This window comes from Myroides sp. A21 (assembly GCF_000807225.1).
GTDB classification, from domain to species: domain Bacteria; phylum Bacteroidota; class Bacteroidia; order Flavobacteriales; family Flavobacteriaceae; genus Flavobacterium; species Flavobacterium odoratimimum.
This window is the reverse complement of sequence record NZ_CP010327.1, coordinates 1,021,024-1,039,667: the sequence shown is the minus strand read 5'-3', so window position 1 is coordinate 1,039,667 and position 18,644 is coordinate 1,021,024. Positions and strand designations below refer to the sequence as shown.

Genomic DNA, 18,644 nt, shown 5'->3' with positions numbered 1-18,644 from the left:
AAAATATAAAACTGTATAAGTATGAAACCAACCAGAATTGAAAGCGACTTAATAGGTGAATTAGAAATTCCTCAACAGGCTTATTATGGTGTACAGACACAAAGAGCAATCAATAACTTCAAGATATCGACAAGTAAGTTGTCTGATTACCCTGAGTTTGTAAAAGGATTAGCTATTGTAAAATGGGCGGCAGCTAAAACCAACTTTGAATTAAACGTTTTAGACGAAAAAATATATAAGGTTATCGCTGATGTATGTCAGGAGATAATAGACGGTAAGCTACATGCTGAGTTCCCTGTAGATATGATACAAGGGGGAGCAGGTACTTCTGTTAATATGAATGCGAATGAAGTTATCGCAAATAGAGCTTTAGAAATCTTAGGTTTCGAGAAAGGTGATTATCAACACTGTTCTCCAAACGATCATGTAAACTTATCTCAATCTACTAATGATGCATACCCTACTTCTCTTAAGGTAGCTGTATTCGAAATGAATAAGAAAGTAGTAGAGAAGCTAGAGAAATTAGTAAAAGGATTTGAGGCTAAGGCTGTAGAGTTTGAGAATATTATTAAGATGGGAAGAACTCAACTTCAGGATGCAGTGCCAATGACTCTAGGACAAGAGTTCGGTGGTTTTGCTTTCACTTTGAAGAGAGAAATAGCAGTTCTTAACCAGGCTAGCCAAGCGTTCTTAGAGATTAATATGGGAGCTACTGCTATCGGTACTGGATTAAACGCTGTACCAGGTTATGCAGATTTATGTGCTAAGAATTTAGGAATGTTGATGAAACAACCTGTTACTTCTGCTGAGAACTTAGTAGAGGCTACATCTGATACAAGCGGATTTGTTGCTTATTCAGGAATCTTGAAGAAAGTAGCTATTAAGTTATCTAAGATCTGTAATGACCTTAGATTATTATCTTCAGGGCCTCGTACAGGACTTAACGAGATTCAACTACCTCCTATGCAGCCAGGTTCTTCTATTATGCCAGGTAAAGTAAACCCTGTTATCCCAGAAGTAGTAAACCAAGTGTGTTTTAAAGTAATCGGTAACGATATGACTATCACAATGGCTTCTGAGGCAGCTCAGTTACAGTTAAACGTGATGGAGCCTGTATTAGCTCATACTCTAATGGAGTCTATGACATGGTTAGAGAATGCTATGGAAACATTAGTAGAGAAGTGTGTAGTAGGTATTAAGGCTAATGTAGAACATAATAAGGAGTTAGTATTAGGAAGTATCGGTATCGTTACAGCGCTAAACCCTTATATCGGATATAAAGCAAGTACTAAAATCGCTAAAGAAGCATTAGAATCTGGTAGAGGAGTTTATGAATTAGTATTAGAGCACAATCTATTAACTAAGGAGAAACTAGATGAGATTCTAGACCCTAAACATATGCTAGCACCGCATTCGATCTAATCGATACGTGTTATTAAATATAAGAAGTCTCCTACTAGGAGACTTTTTTATTGTTTATAGATGTAACTTTTTTAAAATCTGTTGTCTCAATACAAATTGGTAAGTTTATTGTAGTGATATAATAGCTTTAAAATGTTTGTTATGAAAGCATTAGTCATCGGAGGTACTGGAGCAACTGGTAAAGTACTCGTACGTCAACTACTTTGTGACGATGATTTTCACGAAGTAGTCATATTTATTCGTAAAGAATGGGATATTCAGCATCCTAAGTTAGTCGTTCATTTAGTTGATTTTGAACAAATCGACCAATGGAAGCATCTAATAGCAGGAGATGTCGCTTTTAGTTGTTTAGGGACTACGCTGAAGCAGGCAGGCTCTAAACAAAAGCAATGGCATATAGATTATGATTATGTCATGCAGTTCGCTCAGTATGCAAAAGGAAATGGAGTAACTAACTTTGTATTATTATCAGCTAAGGCAGCTTCTGATAAGAGTGCATTCTTCTATAGTAGACTAAAGGGAACATTAGAGCGCTCTGTATTGAATTTGCGTTTTGAGAATACTATTATTCTGCGTCCAGGACTTTTATTACGTCCAGGGACTAACCGTATGGGGGAGCGAATAGCTGCTAAGATTTTGTTTTTCTTTAATAAGATGCGATTGTTTATGAAGTATAAACCGATAGAGGTGGTTAAAGTAGCCAATCGTATGCGTAGAGAAGCGAAGAATCACTGCTGTCGTCGCTTGATTATCGAAAGCAATGAGATATAATAAAAAGGCTTATCTCTTAGAGACAAGCCTTTCATTTATTTTGTATAGTATTACTTAAAGCTAGTTGCTATCTTAAGTAGAGCTTCAGGATCGCTGACACCTTCTTTTACATTCATCAGTTTTATCGTATCATCATCTCCTAGACCAGTGCTCAGTGGTAGCTGTTGAGGAATCTTAGGAGTCTCACCGAACAAGGTTTGGTATAGCACTATAGAGTTTACGAAGACAGCGTCATTAAGCATATGACGTGATCTATCTGTGTGACGTAGCATATCTTTACCATCCTTAGTAGCGGTATAACCTTCTTTGCCAGCATAGGCAGCACCTAATACAGCAGAGAAGTTTAAGAATCCAGTGTTAGGTAACGCTTTAGCTACTGCTACACCATTCTCTACTAGTAGAGGTTGATAATCTTTATAATCTGCACTATTGTACTCAAATGGAACCGTCAGACCATAGATATAAGTAGCTACATCAGGGCTGTTTTTGGCTATCTGATCATGTACTTCTGCTGTGTTAGATTTATACTTGCCTAGTTCTTGTATGGCTACAGGTGTTGATTCTTGTAGAATCACATAGTCTAGATAGTTTCCATCTTTATCCGTTTGTTTAAATAATTTTTCAGCATTTTTCTTGTTTGAAGAGATGATCTGATCAATGCTTACCCCCATTTCTAAAAGGGATTTTACCTCTACTTGTTTATTGTTTTCCTTAGCTAGTGCGTCTAGCATTTTCGGAAAACTAGCGAAGTACTCCGTATGGCTATTCCCTACGAATAGTACTCGTATAGGACCTTCTGCTTTAGGCGGAGTAGGTTTTGCGACTAGTTCTTTCATAGTCTCTCCGTCTCCTACACCATTTTTGTTCTTATCTCCACACGATGTAAGAACTAATGCTCCAATAAAAGCACTCAATAAAATCTTTTTCATAGCAATTATATTTGTTAATATATAATAAAAATAAGCAATATAAACGAGATAATGTTCTTGTTCATAGTTTATTATCTATAATTAATTGACGATTATGGTTGCTCTGTATGAGTGAGTTAGGGAGTAGCTATAATGTAAAATAGGCTTCACAATAATGCGAAGCCTATTTCAGAAATTAAGTATGTGTAAAAGGATTATTTAACTTGATTGAACTCTAAGTTCACATTGATTTTTACATCTTTAGCGATAGCTTGTCCTGATGGATCATATGCTACTCCGAAGTCAAAACGGTTGATCGTAGTAGATGCTTGGAATCCTAATTTAGTATTTCCTTGTCCATCATCTTTTAATAAACCACCATAAGTAAGGTCAAAAGTTACAGGCTTAGTGATATCTCTGATTGTTAAGTTACCTTCTAATTTGTACTGATCTTTACCTACTTTTTTGATTGATTTACTCTCAAAAGTCATTGCAGGGAACTTCTCAGCTGCGAAGAAAACATCTGCTTTTAAGTGGTTGTCACGCATCTCGATAGATGTGTTCACACTGTTCATATCTACTGAGAATTTAAATGTTCCTTTCGTTAGGTCTTCAGGTGTTCCTTCGAATGTTCCTTCGTATTTATCAAAACGACCATCTACGAAAGAAATTCCTAAGTGCTTCACAGAGAAGTTTAAAAATGAGTGGTAGTTATCTACATTCCATTTTGTTTGAGCGAATGATGCAACAGAGAATAATGTTGCTACGAATAATAATGCTATTTTTTTCATGATAATAATTTTAATTGTTCTGTTATTTATTACAAATTTAGTACCACATTTAGCTTTAAGCACTTAACCTACATTAAGAAGTGTTTTTATCTTGTGCAATTGTGGTTTTTTATTTCTTTTTTTTAATCGTAATCCTTTCTTTAATAGTAGGATAGAGGAGTTTATTATAATTGAAAATCTTTATCTGTATATAGTTTAGTATTTTGTATTTCTTTGATGTTTTTTGCTCCACCTAAGAACATATTGATAGTCAATTCCTTATTTAACTGATCGATTACAGACGTTACCCCTTGACTACCTCCTAGGTGTAGGGCGTATAGTATAGGACGTCCTATCGCTACAATATCTGCTCCACTAGCTATGGCTTTAAAGATATGAGACCCTCTTCTCACTCCACTGTCAAAGATGATAGGTACACGCTTATTCACTGTCTTAGCTACTAGTGGTAGTACATCGAATGAAGATGGACCTGCATCTAACTGTCTTCCTCCGTGATTAGATACCCATATCGCATCTGCTCCTGCTTGGATGGCGATTTCGGCATCTTCAGGTGACTGTATTCCCTTGATGATAACAGGTAGTCCAGTTAAGTCCTTTACGTACTTAATGTCAGAAGGCTTAAAGTCTTGTTTGGCTTGAGCATATATTTCTGTAATACCAGCTCCTTTACCAGTCTTGTTGCCATCAGCTTGTTGTGCTGCGAATAACTCTAAGTTACCCATTCCTAGTGGGAAAGTGAAGCCTGTCTTAATATCTTCTTCTCTATACCCACCTACTGGCGAGTCTACTGTAAGGATGATAGCCTTAGCTCCGTATTTCTTAGCTCTGTTAAGCGTAAACTTGTTGAAGTCATCATTTTTACTCATGTATAACTGAAAGAAGAAAGGCGCTCCATTAATACCCTCTGCTACTTCCTCTATTGTTTTGTTACCATAAGTACTAAGCGAGAATAGTGATCCTGCTGCTATCATACCTTTAGCAGTAGCTATCTCTCCATCTACGTGAGATAGTCCTTGAGCTGCCATTGGTGCTTGTATGATAGGTGTTTTTAGAGGAATACCGAATAGAGAAGTAGATAAGTCAATATCCTCATGTTTAATCCCTTTTAGCACACGAGGCATGATGTATTTCTTATCGAAGTTCTCCGTGTTAATCTTTAAGTTATTCTGGTCTTCAGCTCCACCTACGATATACCCAAAGGCACCCTGATCCATCTCTGCTTTTACTTGTCCTTCTAGCTCGTGTAGGTTTACTATTTTTAGTTTTTTATCAGCTGTACTCGCTTGGTATCCTTTGCCTTTTTTGTTTTTATCTTGAAATACAGTTTTTGTTGTAGTATCCTTTGTTACTACATCAGCAAAGGCACTTGTCATTAGTGTTATTGCAGTTAATGTGAATATTGTCTTTTTCATAAAAAATCTGTTTTACTTTATTTATAGGACAAAGTTACAGAGGGGTAGATGTATTAGTGGTTAATATAGATTAAGAACGTATTTAGTTGAATAAAAACAATATGTAGCATATTAAATTCATTATTTTTTGTTTTTTATGAGAATGAGGTAATGATGATTGTTTTTAAATAATTGTATATATTATCTATTAGGGTGTGTTTTTTGTTTATTTAAATCTATTTATAAGAATGGAGTTGAATATTTTTGCCCTTAAAAGACTTTTTTAAGTTATTTTGGAGTTTGATTGCTGTTTTAACTTGTTGTATATTAAGTGTATGTGCATTTTTGGATTAATACTGTTCGGAAGTTGTTCGGTAATACCTTGTGTTTACTCAGACTAGAGAGTGTTTTACCGAACTAAATCAAATCTGTATCCGAACAATCTCCTACTAAAGAAGAACTAAAAATCGGTAAAATTACTTGTAAAGTGCAACATGAATCATAGTGTACACACTTAATGACATAAAAAAAGCTACTCTATATCAGAGTGGCTTTTGTGTATAGGGTAGATGATGGATTACATCATTTTCTTTAACCAGTTTCTCATAGATACTTCGTTCTCTATGATGTTCTTAAGGTCAGCGATTGCTACACGGTCTTGTTTCATCGTGTCACGGTGACGGATAGTCACAGTCTTATCTTCTAATGACTGGTGATCTACAGTGATACAGAATGGCGTACCTAGTGCATCTGCACGACGGTAACGACGACCTACTGCATCCTTCTCATCATACGCTACATTAAAGTCCCATTTAAGCTCTTCGATTATCTCTTGAGCTAACTCTGGAAGACCATCTTTTTTCACTAATGGAAGTACAGCTGCCTTAGTAGGAGCTAGTACAGATGGTAATCTTAATACTGTACGAGTAGAACCGTCTTCTAATGTCTCTTCTACTAATGATTTAGAGAATACAGAAAGGAACATACGGTCTAGACCTACTGAAGTCTCTACTACATAAGGTACATAAGAAGTGTTGGTCTCGTTATCGAAGAACTGTAGTTTCTTACCAGAGAACTTCTCATGTGCTTTAAGGTCAAAGTCAGTACGTGAGTGAATACCTTCTAATTCTTTAAATCCGAATGGGAAGTTAAACTCAATGTCAGTAGCTGCATTAGCATAGTGTGCTAATTTCTCATGGTCATGGAAACGGTAGTTCTCTGCTCCCATTCCTAATGATAAGTGCCACTTATGACGAGTCTCTTTCCAGTACTCGTAGTACTTCATCTCTTCACCTGGTTTCACAAAGAATTGCATCTCCATCTGTTCGAACTCACGCATACGGAAGATGAACTGACGAGCAACAATCTCGTTACGGAATGCTTTACCTGTCTGAGCGATACCGAAAGGAATCTTCATACGACCTGTCTTCTGTACGTTTAGGAAGTTTACGAAGATACCTTGTGCAGTCTCAGGACGCAAGTATAAGTCCATAGCAGAGTCTGCAGAAGCTCCTAGCTTCGTACCAAACATTAGGTTAAACTGACGTACTTCAGTCCAGTTTTTAGAACCTGTATCAGGGTCAGCGATCTCTAGCTCTTCGATAAGTGCTTTTACATCTGCTAAATCTCCTGAATCAAGACCACGAGCCATACGCTCTAAGATCTCTTTTTTCTTCGCTAAATATTCTACTACACGAGGGTTAGTAGCTACGAATTGTTCTTCGTCAAAAGATTCGCCAAAGCGCTTTTTCGCTTTCTCGATTTCCTTTTGAGCCTTTTGGTATAATTTTTCACAGTAGTCTTCGATAAGAACGTCAGCTCTATATCTTTTCTTACTGTCTTTATTATCAATTAATGGGTCATTAAACGCATCTACGTGACCAGAAGCTTTCCAAGTGGTAGGATGCATAAAAATCGAGGCATCAATTCCTACAATATTTTCGTGCATTTGTACCATGGATTTCCACCAGTACTCTCTAATGTTTCTCTTTAACTCCACACCATTCTGAGCGTAGTCATATACTGCGCTTAGACCATCGTATATTTCACTAGAAGGGAAGATGTATCCATACTCCTTAGCATGCGAAATAACGTTCTTAAAAATATCATCTTGTTTTGCCATAGTGCAAAAGTAATAAAAGACTTTAAGATTAGGAACTCTGCCATTGGCATTTTAGTGTTAATAACCTAAAGTTTATTGATTTACTATATTAATTAATCGTTTTTAGTTGAATGTTGTTGATTGTATGCTGATAATATACGCTCAGTATTCTCGATATGGCCTGTCATATCCCATTCATCATGTCCTGGTATAATGACTTTAGCATTCTTAAATTTTTGTTTTACGGCTTCGATAGTCTTAGGCCAAGCTATCACGTTACCATCGGCTATATTACCTATAGTGGTAGCTTCGGCACTCTTAATCAGGCATCCTCCGTATAATACTTCTTCTTTTGGAAACCAGACTACGGTATTATCTAGTGAATGTCCTTCTCCTAAAAAGTATACAGCCAACTTCTCATTGCCAAAGGTAAACTGTTTTTCTTTATTAAAAGAATGTTGAGCTTGTGGTTCATTGCGTTCTTTTAATATTTCATTGGTCAATGCATAGGTATACGTCTGTGCTCCTATACTGTTAAAGTAACCTAATCCACCAGAACGATCTTCGTGGAAGTGGGTAGTGATGACCCATTTAACCTCTTTGTTATGATTCGATCTGATGTACTCTAATAGAGGTTCGTACTGATCTTTATCCCAAGGTGTGTCTATTAGAATAACGCCTTCGTCTGTCAGTACGTACATCGAATTAGAAGAGTATGTTACTCCTTGAAACTCTTGATAAGTAGTGTATATATACATATTATCATTGAGTTGTTTGATTTTTAGTTTGTCAGATTGAGCGTGTACTAATGTAGTACAGATTAACATCGTTATGACACTAAGTATTCTGTGCATGGCTTATTTATTTCGTATTGAGATTAGTGATGAGGTTATACCCATCCTTTCTTCTTGAATTTTTGGATAACAGCTAAGAATTGGTTCATTTCTTCTGGTGTGCCTAACGTTATTCTGCTCCACTGTAATAGGGGAGGGAAAGGACGACCTACGATAATACCTTCTGATGCCATGCCATCTATATACTGCTGTTGATCACATTTTATCTTGTGGAATAAGAAGTTTCCTTGGCTAGGTAGATATTCTATTCCTAGTGCATCAAAGGTCTCTGTCGTGATACCAAGAGAATTAGCATTCACTGCTCTACTGTGTACGATGAAGGCATTGTCTTTTAAAGAGGCTGTACCTGCTACTGCAGTAGTCATACTAATGTTCTCTACTGCCATATATGGACTTAGTTCATTCGCTAGATTTTCTGTAGATAGGCTATATCCTAACCTCATACCTGCCATGGCAAATATCTTAGAAAAGGTACGCAGTACAATGACATTCTCTCTCCCTTCTCTAATGAATGAAGTCCCACTCACGAAGTTTTTGTCAGTGATGTATTCTGCATAGGCTTCGTCCACCATGAAGAAGTTCTTCTTAGCGTCAACACTAGTTACCCAATCTGCGATAGCACTAGAGCTAGTTAATGTCCCTGTCGGGTTATTAGGGTTGCATAAGTAGATGATAGAGATGCCATCAAAGTTGTCTGCTGCTTGCTTCATCTTAGCTAGATCCATACAGAACTCCTTATCTAGTGGTACATTAACGACAGGAATACCCATGCCTTCTGCATGACTAGCAGCTAAGAAGAACGATGGATCTGGTGAGATAAGCTGTACTTTCTGCCCATTTTTGACTGCTTTATACACTTGTAAATTCACTGTAGCTCTAATTAGATCAGAAGATCCCACTCCTAGAGTCACCTGAGCTGGAGACATCTTAAATATATCAGCGATGGTGCGTTGTAATTCTTTTATATAACTGTCAGGATATCGATTTACATTAGATAAAACGTCAATAATTGCATTTTTAGCTTTAGGAGATATACCTAAGCTATTTTCGTTAAAGTGTAAGAATAACGGGTCATCAACTGATGTTGGTAAACCTAAATCTGCAATAGATCCTAATGCTTGTGTTGTTGCAAATCCTTGTGTAAGGATACTTCCTGCGAACAACGTTCCTGATAGTTTTAATAAATCACGTCTGTTCATAGTGAATAGAATTACTGTATTATGTAAATAAAAAATGCCTCAATCGGAAGATAAGGCTCTTAGAAAAATTAAAGTTAGTGGATATCTATTGAATAATCGATACTTAGATTAGAATATTTTGGTATAATTTTATGAATTACATCAGAATTATGATGTTTGGTTAAAAGTAGTGTAATAATCAAGGAGAAATAAGTAGTTGAATTATAAATAAGTAAGAATTCACTAGGGTAGGCTAGGAGTAAAAAATAACATTATAATATTGCTAACCCTTATGAATAGCGGAGCAGATGTTAATATAGTAGTGTGAATATTTTGCGAAATAGCGCTACTTATTGTCAATGAGGGTGGTAAATGAAAAATATTCTACTAAATATTTTGTTGTAAGTTAATTTGTGTTAAATTTACATAGTCTTTAATGAGGTGCATATCTTTATGATAATTAAGTAAATAAGGGTAGTACCAAATAATTTAAAGGTTGTTTAATTATATACAAAATTAACTATGAAAAAAATCACGTTTATGGTATTAGGAATGGCTGCTATGGTAGCTGTTGCTTGTGGTGAGAAGAAAGAAACTGCAAAAGAAGGAGAGGCTACTACAACTGAAGTAGAAGCACCTGCAAAAGAAGAGGCTCCTGCTGCTTCTGGATACGATGCAGTATTAGACAAGTATGAAAAAATCGCTGATGAGCACATCGCTTTGATGAAAAAAGTACAAGCTGGAGACACTGCAGCTCTTACTGACGCTACTAAAGTAAGCGAGGAATTAATGAAAATCGCTGAGGAGTTACAAAAAACTGACCCATCGACTATCACTAAAGAGCAAACTGCTAGATTCCAAGCTATCGCTGAGAAATATCAAAAAGCTTTAAAGCCTTAATTACGGCTTAAATAGTATACTTAGAGAGTGCTATCCTTTTTGGATAGCATTTTTTTATAATTGAGGTTTTAATGTTATAGTGTCCCATTAGTTGCGACCATTATGGGGCATATAGGGTCAGATATAGTCATAAGAGTCTGTATCATCAAAGCAGTGTCAGTAGAATAGTAGCTTTGTGGTGTAGTTCTTTGACATATTGTTTATTAGTGATTCCTTATTGCGTAAAAAGCAAAAGGGAGTATTATCTAGATAATACCCCCTTTGGTAGTAGATGAGAAGTGAAGTTATTCTTCCTCTTCTGTATTTTTTAACTTCATAAGTAATGTGTAGGCTCCTTTAGTAACTATCTTCTGATTAGCTAATTGATCTGCGTTTATTATTTGTACATATCCATCTTCTTTAGGGCCGATTTTTACAGGAGTCATCTCATAAGTTTGTTTTGCTGTTTCTATAAAAACATAGTTTTGTTTCTCAAAATAAACAACACTTTCTTCTGGCAAAGCTTGTGATACAGCTGCGTGTGTATCTATGTCAGCATTCATATACATACCAGGAACTAGCTTCTTATCAAAAGCTTCAAAGTGACAATGTACTTCTGATACTCCATCTGTGTTTACATCCATGCTGATTAGTATAATCTCTCCTTCATATTTTTTATCTGGTGCACCGTTAGTATAACTTACTACACGCTGTCCAATCTCTAGCTTATCAAGGTCTTTTTCATACACCTTTAGGTTTAGGTGTATATCGGTAGGGTTAATTAATTCGAACATTACATCAGAAGGAGTTACATACTTACCCACATTGACAAAAACATTACTCACAAAGCCATTAATAGGGCTGTAGATATTAATAGTTCTACTAATATTAGTATGAGTCAGTGAAGCAGGGCTAATGTTGATTAAACTTAACTGCTGTGCTAATGCATTCATCGTGATGCGTTGATTATTCATCTCTGCTTGCGCGATTTGCATGACCTTATCACTACTCGCTTGACTTGCGTTTAGGTCTTTCTGACGGTTGTAATCTAGTTTTGCAAACTCATATTTGTCCTTAGCGATTAAGTAATTCTGTTGTAATTGAATATACTGAGGGTCTTCCATCGTAGCGATTAGTTCACCCTTTTTGATATGCATACCGGGTAATAACTTAGTACTCTTAAGGTATCCTCCTAGAGGGTTAGTTATGGAGATGAGGTTCTGTGGAGGTACATCTATTTTACCGTTTAGTTTTAGCGTTGTTGCTATTTTGCGCTCAGTCAGAGAACCTGTTTCTATAGTTGTATTCTTTATCTGTGCATCTGTTAGATGTACAGTAGTTGTGTCTTCGTCTGTTGCAGAGATAGGTTCTTCTTCTTTTGGCTCTGTCTTACATTGGGTGAATAGTGTGATACTCGCTAAGGCAAGTCCTAGAACAAAGTATTTGGTATTGATATATTTAGATAGCATGATTATTAATTATTAGAAGTTAAGTAGTTAATCTGGATGATATTGTCATTGTACATTTTTAGTGTATCTAAGTACTTATTGACAGTTTCTAGAGCTTGGTTGATCAGCATCACATATTCTAGATAGTTGATATCTCCGTTGATGAACTGTAATTGGGCTGTCTTTGTAATTGTATTAGAGTTATCAAAAGAGAAACTTTCATATTTATTTAGAATACCTTGGTTGTTCTGATGGGCTATTAATAACTGTTGATAACGTGAGTTCATAAGGTCTCTAGTCATCGTGTATTCTGCTTCTGCTACTTCTTCTGCTACTTTAGCACTTTTAATACGACCTCTCTGCCCACTAGTGAATAGGGGTAGTGAGATACCTACCTGAAAGGAATGGAAACGATTATTCCTGTCATAATACACATCGTTAGCCGCCATGCCCATAAAGCTACTGTTATTATAAGCCGCTTGTAGGTTAGGAAGTTGTTTAGATCGCTCTAGTTTAGTTTGCTCTTGTGCAATTATCTTTTGGTTCTCTATTAATTGAAGCACAGGGTTGTTTTCTAAATCACTTTCTAGACTAGACAGTTCTAGTTTTTTCTGTTCTAATGAAGGAACGATGTTCTCAGATGTATTTAATAAATACTGAAGCTGAAGTTGAATTAACTGTTTTGTTTTTTGTACTTCACCTAATTGTGCTTGAATACTTAGTTGTTGATTCTGAGCCATTGTTTTCTCTAAGATATTGCTCTCTCCTTTTTGTAGACGAAGAGTAGCCTTGTTGTAGAAATTGGCGTACAGACTATCTGCACGTAGTAATAGAGCTTCTTTCTCTTGCCAATAGATAAAATCATAGAAGTTCTGAGTGACTGTTTTCTTTAGCTCATATCCCTTTAGGTTAAGGTTATAAATGCTTTGTTGATGTTCAGCTTTGTATACGTTTTTCTGTTTATTATATACCGTCGGAAAAGCAAAGTCCTGAGAGATAGAGAATTTATTGTCCGTATAAGGGCCGTTTATCTGTCCAAACTCTCCTGTGATAGTTGTTTGTTGTATATCTGTGGCTGTTCTAATAAATGCTTTAGCATATTCTGTTTTTAGTTTTTCTGCACGGATAGTACTGTTATTCTCTATCGCTTGAGCTAAGGCATTCTCTAGGCTGATAGGCGTCTGTGCCTGAGCAGAAAGACCTAGTCCTAAAAAGATAGCAATAGCTGTTATCACTTTTTTCTTTTTCATAAAGCTGAAGTGTAATTTTTGTTCAAATGTGATATACAACAACGGTAGTATAAATAGGGTAAGGAATGTCGCTAACATTAAACCTCCGATTACTACTGTTGCCAATGGGCGCTGTACTTCTGCTCCTGCACCGTTACTCAATGCCATAGGTAAGAAACCAAAGGATGCCACACAAGCAGTCATTAATACTGGGCGAAGCCTAGATTTAGCCCCTCTAACTACGATGAATACAATGTTTTTTATTCCAGATTTCTGAAGTCTATTAAACTCAGCAATAAGTACTATCCCGTTTAGAACAGCTACACCAAACAGTGCAATAAAGCCTACTCCAGCACTGATACTGAACGGCATGCCTCTAAGGGCTAATAAGAATACACCTCCAATGATAGATAATGGAATGGCTGTAAAGATCATTAAACACTCTCTGATATCTCTAAAGGCAAAGAACAATAATAGGAATATCAAGACAAGCGCTAAGGGAACTGCTATGGCTAATCGCTCTTTTGCTTCGTTTAAGTTTTCGAATTGCCCTCCATAGGTAATTTGATAACCTGTAGGTAGTTTGATTTGTGCTTCTACTTTTTCTTGTAGCTCTTCTACTATACTCTGTACATCTCGATCTTTTACATTGAATCCTACGAATATTCTACGCTGTGCGTTTTCACGTTGGATTTGATTAGGACCTTCTTTTATTTCTACATTTGCTAATTGATTTAATGGAACTTGATTACCTAAAGGAGTAGGGATTAAGAGATTTTCGATATCAGATAGGTTTTTTCGGTTGGTTTCGTCCATACGAACAACCATGTCAAAACGCTTTTCTCCTTCATACACCATGCCTGTACTTTGACCAGCTAACGAAGAATTGACTATTCTATTGATCTCAGCTATCGATAGTCTGTAACGCGCAATAGCAGGACGGTTATACTCAATCATTAATTGAGGCATTCCTGTTACGGGTTCTACATATAAGTTAGTTGCTCCTTTTACAGTATTAGCTATATTACCTATTTTACCTGCTATTTCTGCTAATTGATCAAGGTCTTCACCGAATACTTTGACTACGACATCCTGTCTAGCACCTGTCATTAGTTCGTTGAAACGCATCTGTACAGGGAATTGGAAGCCGACAGTCACGCCTGGTACTTCTTCTAATGCTTTAGTCATCTTCTCTGCTAGTTCTGGAAATGTCTTTGCTGATGTCCATTCTTTTTTGTCTTTTAGGATAACCATCATATCACTAGCGTCCATAGGCATAGGGTCTGTAGGTACTTCTGCACTACCTATCTTAGTCACTACTTTCTCTACTTCAGGGAAGCGTGATTTAAGGATATGTGCAGTCTTTTGAGTACTTTCTATAGTCGTGGTTAGCGTACTACCATTTAGTACTTTTGTATCTACTGCAAAGTCTCCTTCTTCAAGAGAAGGAATGAACTCTCCTCCTAAAGTAGATAAGATGTATAGGGCAATAGCAAATAAGACTCCTACAATAGCATAGATTGTTTTTGGTATTTCTAATACTTTGACAAGACATTTCTGATAGAACTTCTCTAGTTTCGCCATTACTCGTTCAGAGAAATTTGGTTTATGAGTTACTTTTCGGCTCATAATTAGAGAGCTCATCATCGGTACATACGTTAATGATAATAAGAATGCTCCTAATAAGGCGAAGGCTACTGTCTGAGCCATCGGTTTAAACATCTTACCTTCAATGCCTTCTAATGTAAGAATAGGGATGTATACGATAAGAATGATAATCTGACCAAAGACTGCGCTGTTCATCATCTTAGATGCTGAGTGTACTACAGTCTTATTCATATCTTCTTGAGATAGCTTATTCATTGATTTGTACCTGGCGTTATGGGAGAACTGATGGAGTACGGCTTCTACAATAATTACAGCTCCATCTATTATTAATCCAAAGTCTAGAGCTCCTAAACTCATTAGATTACCACTTACTCCGAAGAGATTCATCATACAAATAGCAAATAACATCGCTAGGGGTATAATAGAGGCCACTAGCAGCCCTGCTCTCATATTTCCTAAGAATAGGACTAGTACAAATACGACGATAAGTGCTCCTTCAGTTAGATTGGTCTCTACAGTACCGATGGCATTATTAACCATTTTAGTACGGTCAAGGAAAGGTTCTATAACAACGCCTTCAGGCAAAGTCTTTTGGATTTCGGCTACTTTATCTTTGACATTCTTGATGACATCATTGCTGTTCTCACCTTTAAGCATCATTACGACAGCACCTGATACTTCGCCTTTATCATTATAAGTCATGGCGCCATATCGTGTAGCATGCCCTATCTGTACTTTAGCCACATCTCTAATTAGAAGAGGCAATTCAGTATTTTTAGAAGTAATAGCAATATTCTCTATGTCTTCTATAGAGGCTACTAATCCTTCTGTTCGTATATATAATACAGTAGGTCCTTTTTCTATATAAGCCCCACCTGTATTCTCATTATTGTTTTCTAGAGCAGAGAACACATCGTTAATTGTGATGCCATAGGCGTCTAGCTTGTTAGAATTAACAGCTATTTCATACTGTTTTAGTTTTCCTCCAAAACTGCTGACTTCGGCTACTCCTTTAACAGAGAGTAATTGACGGCGCACAACCCAGTCTTGTATTGATCGTAGTTCTGTAAGGTCAAACTTGTCTTCATATCCTTCTAATGGTCTTACTACATACTGGTATATTTCTCCTAGTCCTGTAGAGATAGGACCTAGTTCTGGTTGTCCAATATCTTGTGGGATATCAGCTTTAATTTGATTTAAGCGTTCTCCTACTTGTTGTCTTGCCCAATAGATATCTACGTCTTCGTCAAATACAATAGTCACTAGAGATAATCCGAAACGAGAGAAACTTCTCATATTCTTAATCCCTGGAATATTACTGTTTGCTTGTTCTATAGGGAAGGTTACTAACCGCTCTATATCTGTAGCTCCATAAGAAGGCGCAACTGTAATGACTTGTACTTGGTTATCTGTGATGTCTGGTACAGCATCAATAGGTAGTTTAGATGTCTGGTAGATACCAACACCGATTAGAGCTAATACAAATAGCCCAATGATGAGTTTATTCTTTACAGAAAACTCAATTATTTTATTTAACATGATTTTAGTCTGTTAATACGTTAAAATTGCGTGATAGGTATAGCCAACTTATCCATGTATAGATACACAGAAAGCTAACTTATTCTTTGCGATAAGGTATTAACAGTATTTAGGCGGTTGCCAAATAGAGGATAGGTAATTACTCTCAACTTCATCTTCGTTGAAAGCGTGTATTTTATTGTCCAGTGTATTGAACTTAATACGGTCTATTTTTAGAATAGGAGTAGGGGTAACGATGCCTACTATACTTACAAAGTGTGTGTGCGTAACGAAAGGAAGTTTCTCATCCATAGGATCTCCTTCTTCTTTATGACTTTCACTGTAATGTATTTGTAAGAATCCCCAGAGTGATAAATCTGGATTACTTGTCGTATGCTCAATGTAATGTTCAACCAATAGCGGAAACTTCAACACCTGACCTAGCTCAGTTGTCGAAATTAAAAAGAGTGCCATAAGAAATATTGCTATTTTTCTTTTCACTTTAATTGGTTGTTTATGAATTGACTAGTACAAAGTTACTAATTCCTTGTATAATTATGACGCAAGATAGTAATTTGTATTTATTCAAAGTAAATATACTGTTAAGTTCTAATGAGATTTTAATAATGAGGTTGATGTTATGTAGGTTGAATAAAAAAGCACCTAGCTCTTAAGAGTAGGTGCTTAGTATCTCTATGATAAAAAACTATCTTCGTCAAAATCATATTCCTTATTAAAGAAAACAGAATCACTGTGAATAGCTTCAAAGTGTTCTTCTATTTTTTCTAAGGTATAGATAGTTTCTAATTGTCTCCAATGTTCTCTAGTTAATGGTAAGAATGCTAATGTATCTGACCCATCTGATATTTTGCAAAAGCGAATCTCATACTCAGGCTGTAATATACTGTTAAGCCATATAATCGTATTATCTCTGTCTACGATAATATGAGTATGAATCTTATTGTCATAATTTACCTTTAGTTGTAGTTGCTCATTTGGTAGGTCTTCTATAGATGCTGATAGATGACCTGTTTGAAGACAGGTTTCTATATATTCTACTATTGCATCATCGTATTCACTCCAATCTACCCAGATCACTAAGTCGCTCTGTAAAGAGTGAAAATCTTCGTATAGACCTGTTTCGAAGTACTTTTCTAAAAGTGTTATTTTGTCTTGCATATATAATGGTTAAGCGTTTAAATCATCCCTAGAATACTTAACTAAAGTACTGTAAATTAAGTATAAATAAAAGGCTTAAAAGTTAAAATAAACCTTTGTATAGATTAATACTAATACAAATATTGTGCTAAGATTATCTTTAAAAGCTATTATTCATTAAAAGGTTCAAATTCTCTTTCTGGAAATGCTTCAGTAAGTATTCCTTTTTTACATAGCCATTCTATTGCATCATATAGATTGTTTCCTAAAGCATAGATATTCTCCTCATGTCTAGGCAATACAAAATAGGTATTGTTATAGAATATAATCTCATCTCCATCAAAAGTATCTCCTATACAAATCCCTTCTAATACTTGTTCTTTAGTTAGTACATCTTTACCATCATCCCAGAAGTAGTATTGCGTTACTCGTTCTAACCATTCTTTTCTTTCTGTTATCATTCGATTAGGAGCATAGATACGGATATATGTGCCCCCTAGTATACCTACCCCATATTGTAAAATATAGGTCTTGTAATCTTCTTCAAAGTTGAAGTTTAGTACTTGTTCACAATTGTTAATATCCTCAACAGATGGTAATACTAATTCTGATGATTGTGTATGGATATTAGGAATGACTGTATAGTGATTGAATTTACTCATTTATATATATTTCTCTTCTATATTATTTAAACCTCCTTTAAAGTCTTTATTGATTTGATACAATTCTTCAATCGAAATAGGATTGATAGATGTAGAATCAATGTGTTTTCCTTCTTTAGTCCACATAGGAGGGAAAATATGAAAAGCTTTGTCTAACGGAAGTTGTGCCGTATCTTCTTTCCATGTATTCCATCTAAAATCTTGATAAAACTGATCTATATTACCTGCTATGAAAAAATAAATTAAGTCTGAATAACTGATATCAAGTGGCTCAAAGTCTAATGTGTCAGGTGCAAAGTAATATACCTTACCAAGGTCTTCTCCTAGACCTCCACTATTGATACAGAAGTAGCCACCTAAGACATCTAATGCGATAATATAGTAACCACTAGATTGATTGTTTTGATCTATTGTTTTGCCTTTGTTCCATTGATAACTAGAAGGTAGCGTTTCTGTTCCTCCACCTAGTACTCTGATCCATCCATTGTCTATCAGTATTCCTCCAGTCTCATATACTATAGCACCTAGTGGAGAACGTGTCGTTACTTGAAGTTGTAAGAGAGCTTCTTCAGCTACCTCTTTATTGTATTGAGGCAATAATGATATTGGTCTTACTGCATCGTTTAGCCATTCATTGATAAGGGCAATTCCTGGTTCCTCTATGTTTATTAAATCAGTAAGTGTTTTCATCCTTTATTTTTCGGCAAAATACGAAAAAAGGCTGTC

The 18,644-nt window shown here is 36.0% G+C and carries 15 protein-coding genes; 3 read left to right on the top strand and 12 right to left on the bottom strand.

Features of this window, described 5'->3' with window-relative positions; all coding sequences use genetic code 11:
- Positions 1-21: 21 nt before the first annotated feature.
- Positions 22-1,422, top strand: a complete 1,401-nt coding sequence (aspA, locus tag MYRA21_RS04775; RefSeq protein WP_006259861.1) for an aspartate ammonia-lyase — start codon at positions 22-24, stop codon at positions 1,420-1,422.
- Positions 1,423-1,563: 141 nt separating this feature from the next.
- Entirely contained in the window at positions 1,564-2,193 is a 630-nt protein-coding gene (locus tag MYRA21_RS04770) for an NAD(P)H-binding protein (protein ID WP_006259860.1), read from the top strand.
- Positions 2,194-2,243: 50 nt separating this feature from the next.
- Here MYRA21_RS04770 and MYRA21_RS04765 read toward each other — a convergent pair whose 3' ends face one another.
- The 6 genes from MYRA21_RS04765 to MYRA21_RS04740 all read right to left on the bottom strand — a co-directional run bounded on the left by MYRA21_RS04765 (position 2,244) and on the right by MYRA21_RS04740 (position 9,437).
- A complete protein-coding gene (locus MYRA21_RS04765) occupies positions 2,244-3,122 on the bottom strand; it encodes a hypothetical protein (RefSeq protein WP_006259859.1) in 879 nt (292 codons plus the stop codon).
- Between the two features lie 194 nt (positions 3,123-3,316).
- Positions 3,317-3,892: a YceI family protein gene (locus MYRA21_RS04760; protein ID WP_006259858.1), complete on the bottom strand. Its 576-nt coding sequence runs from the start codon at positions 3,890-3,892 to the stop codon at positions 3,317-3,319.
- A gap of 164 nt (positions 3,893-4,056) precedes the next feature.
- Positions 4,057-5,304 (bottom strand): lactate oxidase, encoded by a 1,248-nt coding sequence (locus MYRA21_RS04755; protein WP_006259857.1) that lies wholly within the window; start codon positions 5,302-5,304, stop codon positions 4,057-4,059.
- 556 nt (positions 5,305-5,860) lie between these two features.
- A complete protein-coding gene (locus tag MYRA21_RS04750; protein WP_006259856.1) occupies positions 5,861-7,405 on the bottom strand; it encodes a glycine--tRNA ligase in 1,545 nt (514 codons plus the stop codon).
- A 92-nt stretch (positions 7,406-7,497) separates the two neighbouring features.
- Positions 7,498-8,238 (bottom strand): subclass B1 metallo-beta-lactamase MUS-1, encoded by a 741-nt coding sequence (locus tag MYRA21_RS04745; RefSeq protein ID WP_006259855.1) that lies wholly within the window; start codon positions 8,236-8,238, stop codon positions 7,498-7,500.
- Positions 8,239-8,273: 35 nt separating this feature from the next.
- Positions 8,274-9,437, bottom strand: coding sequence for a histidinol-phosphate transaminase (locus MYRA21_RS04740; protein WP_006259853.1), 1,164 nt, complete (start codon positions 9,435-9,437; stop codon positions 8,274-8,276).
- 501 nt (positions 9,438-9,938) lie between these two features.
- On the opposite strand from MYRA21_RS04740, the gene MYRA21_RS04735 reads away from it, so the two are divergent.
- Positions 9,939-10,316, top strand: coding sequence for a DUF6591 domain-containing protein (locus MYRA21_RS04735; RefSeq protein WP_006259852.1), 378 nt, complete (start codon positions 9,939-9,941; stop codon positions 10,314-10,316).
- A 284-nt stretch (positions 10,317-10,600) separates the two neighbouring features.
- Here the strand turns inward: MYRA21_RS04735 and MYRA21_RS04730 are convergent, their stop codons facing one another.
- The 6 genes from MYRA21_RS04730 to MYRA21_RS04705 form a co-directional block, all read right to left on the bottom strand.
- Positions 10,601-11,764, bottom strand: a complete 1,164-nt coding sequence (locus MYRA21_RS04730) for an efflux RND transporter periplasmic adaptor subunit (RefSeq protein ID WP_006259851.1) — start codon at positions 11,762-11,764, stop codon at positions 10,601-10,603.
- A gap of 5 nt (positions 11,765-11,769) precedes the next feature.
- On the bottom strand, positions 11,770-16,119 hold the full coding sequence (locus tag MYRA21_RS04725) for a CusA/CzcA family heavy metal efflux RND transporter (protein ID WP_006259850.1): 4,350 nt from the start codon (positions 16,117-16,119) through the stop codon (positions 11,770-11,772).
- 99 nt (positions 16,120-16,218) lie between these two features.
- The gene (locus MYRA21_RS04720; RefSeq protein ID WP_006259849.1) at positions 16,219-16,572 is read right to left on the bottom strand and encodes a hypothetical protein; all 354 of its coding nucleotides are present in this window, start codon (positions 16,570-16,572) and stop codon (positions 16,219-16,221) included.
- 219 nt (positions 16,573-16,791) lie between these two features.
- A complete protein-coding gene (locus MYRA21_RS04715; protein WP_006259848.1) occupies positions 16,792-17,277 on the bottom strand; it encodes a hypothetical protein in 486 nt (161 codons plus the stop codon).
- 149 nt (positions 17,278-17,426) lie between these two features.
- Positions 17,427-17,918: an SMI1/KNR4 family protein gene (locus MYRA21_RS04710; protein ID WP_006259847.1), complete on the bottom strand. Its 492-nt coding sequence runs from the start codon at positions 17,916-17,918 to the stop codon at positions 17,427-17,429.
- Positions 17,919-18,608, bottom strand: a complete 690-nt coding sequence (locus MYRA21_RS04705; protein ID WP_006259846.1) for a DUF2625 family protein — start codon at positions 18,606-18,608, stop codon at positions 17,919-17,921.
- Positions 18,609-18,644: the final 36 nt, after the last annotated feature.

Bases quoted from the DNA above. Each gene is read 5' to 3' on its own strand.
- MYRA21_RS04720 (WP_006259849.1), bottom strand. From the start codon at position 16,572: ATGGCACTCTTTTTAATTTCGACAACTGAGCTAGGTCAGGTGTTGAAG.
- MYRA21_RS04715 (WP_006259848.1), bottom strand. From the start codon at position 17,277: ATGCAAGACAAAATAACACTTTTAGAAAAGTACTTCGAAACAGGTCTA.
- MYRA21_RS04705 (WP_006259846.1), bottom strand. From the start codon at position 18,608: ATGAAAACACTTACTGATTTAATAAACATAGAGGAACCAGGAATTGCC.
- MYRA21_RS04710 (WP_006259847.1), bottom strand. From the start codon at position 17,918: ATGAGTAAATTCAATCACTATACAGTCATTCCTAATATCCATACACAA.
- aspA (WP_006259861.1), top strand. From the start codon at position 22: ATGAAACCAACCAGAATTGAAAGCGACTTAATAGGTGAATTAGAAATT.
- MYRA21_RS04755 (WP_006259857.1), bottom strand. From the start codon at position 5,304: ATGAAAAAGACAATATTCACATTAACTGCAATAACACTAATGACAAGT.
- MYRA21_RS04745 (WP_006259855.1), bottom strand. From the start codon at position 8,238: ATGCACAGAATACTTAGTGTCATAACGATGTTAATCTGTACTACATTA.
- MYRA21_RS04770 (WP_006259860.1), top strand. From the start codon at position 1,564: ATGAAAGCATTAGTCATCGGAGGTACTGGAGCAACTGGTAAAGTACTC.
- MYRA21_RS04740 (WP_006259853.1), bottom strand. From the start codon at position 9,437: ATGAACAGACGTGATTTATTAAAACTATCAGGAACGTTGTTCGCAGGA.
- MYRA21_RS04765 (WP_006259859.1), bottom strand. From the start codon at position 3,122: ATGAAAAAGATTTTATTGAGTGCTTTTATTGGAGCATTAGTTCTTACA.
- MYRA21_RS04760 (WP_006259858.1), bottom strand. From the start codon at position 3,892: ATGAAAAAAATAGCATTATTATTCGTAGCAACATTATTCTCTGTTGCA.
- MYRA21_RS04750 (WP_006259856.1), bottom strand. From the start codon at position 7,405: ATGGCAAAACAAGATGATATTTTTAAGAACGTTATTTCGCATGCTAAG.
- MYRA21_RS04725 (WP_006259850.1), bottom strand. From the start codon at position 16,119: ATGTTAAATAAAATAATTGAGTTTTCTGTAAAGAATAAACTCATCATT.
- MYRA21_RS04730 (WP_006259851.1), bottom strand. From the start codon at position 11,764: ATGCTATCTAAATATATCAATACCAAATACTTTGTTCTAGGACTTGCC.
- MYRA21_RS04735 (WP_006259852.1), top strand. From the start codon at position 9,939: ATGAAAAAAATCACGTTTATGGTATTAGGAATGGCTGCTATGGTAGCT.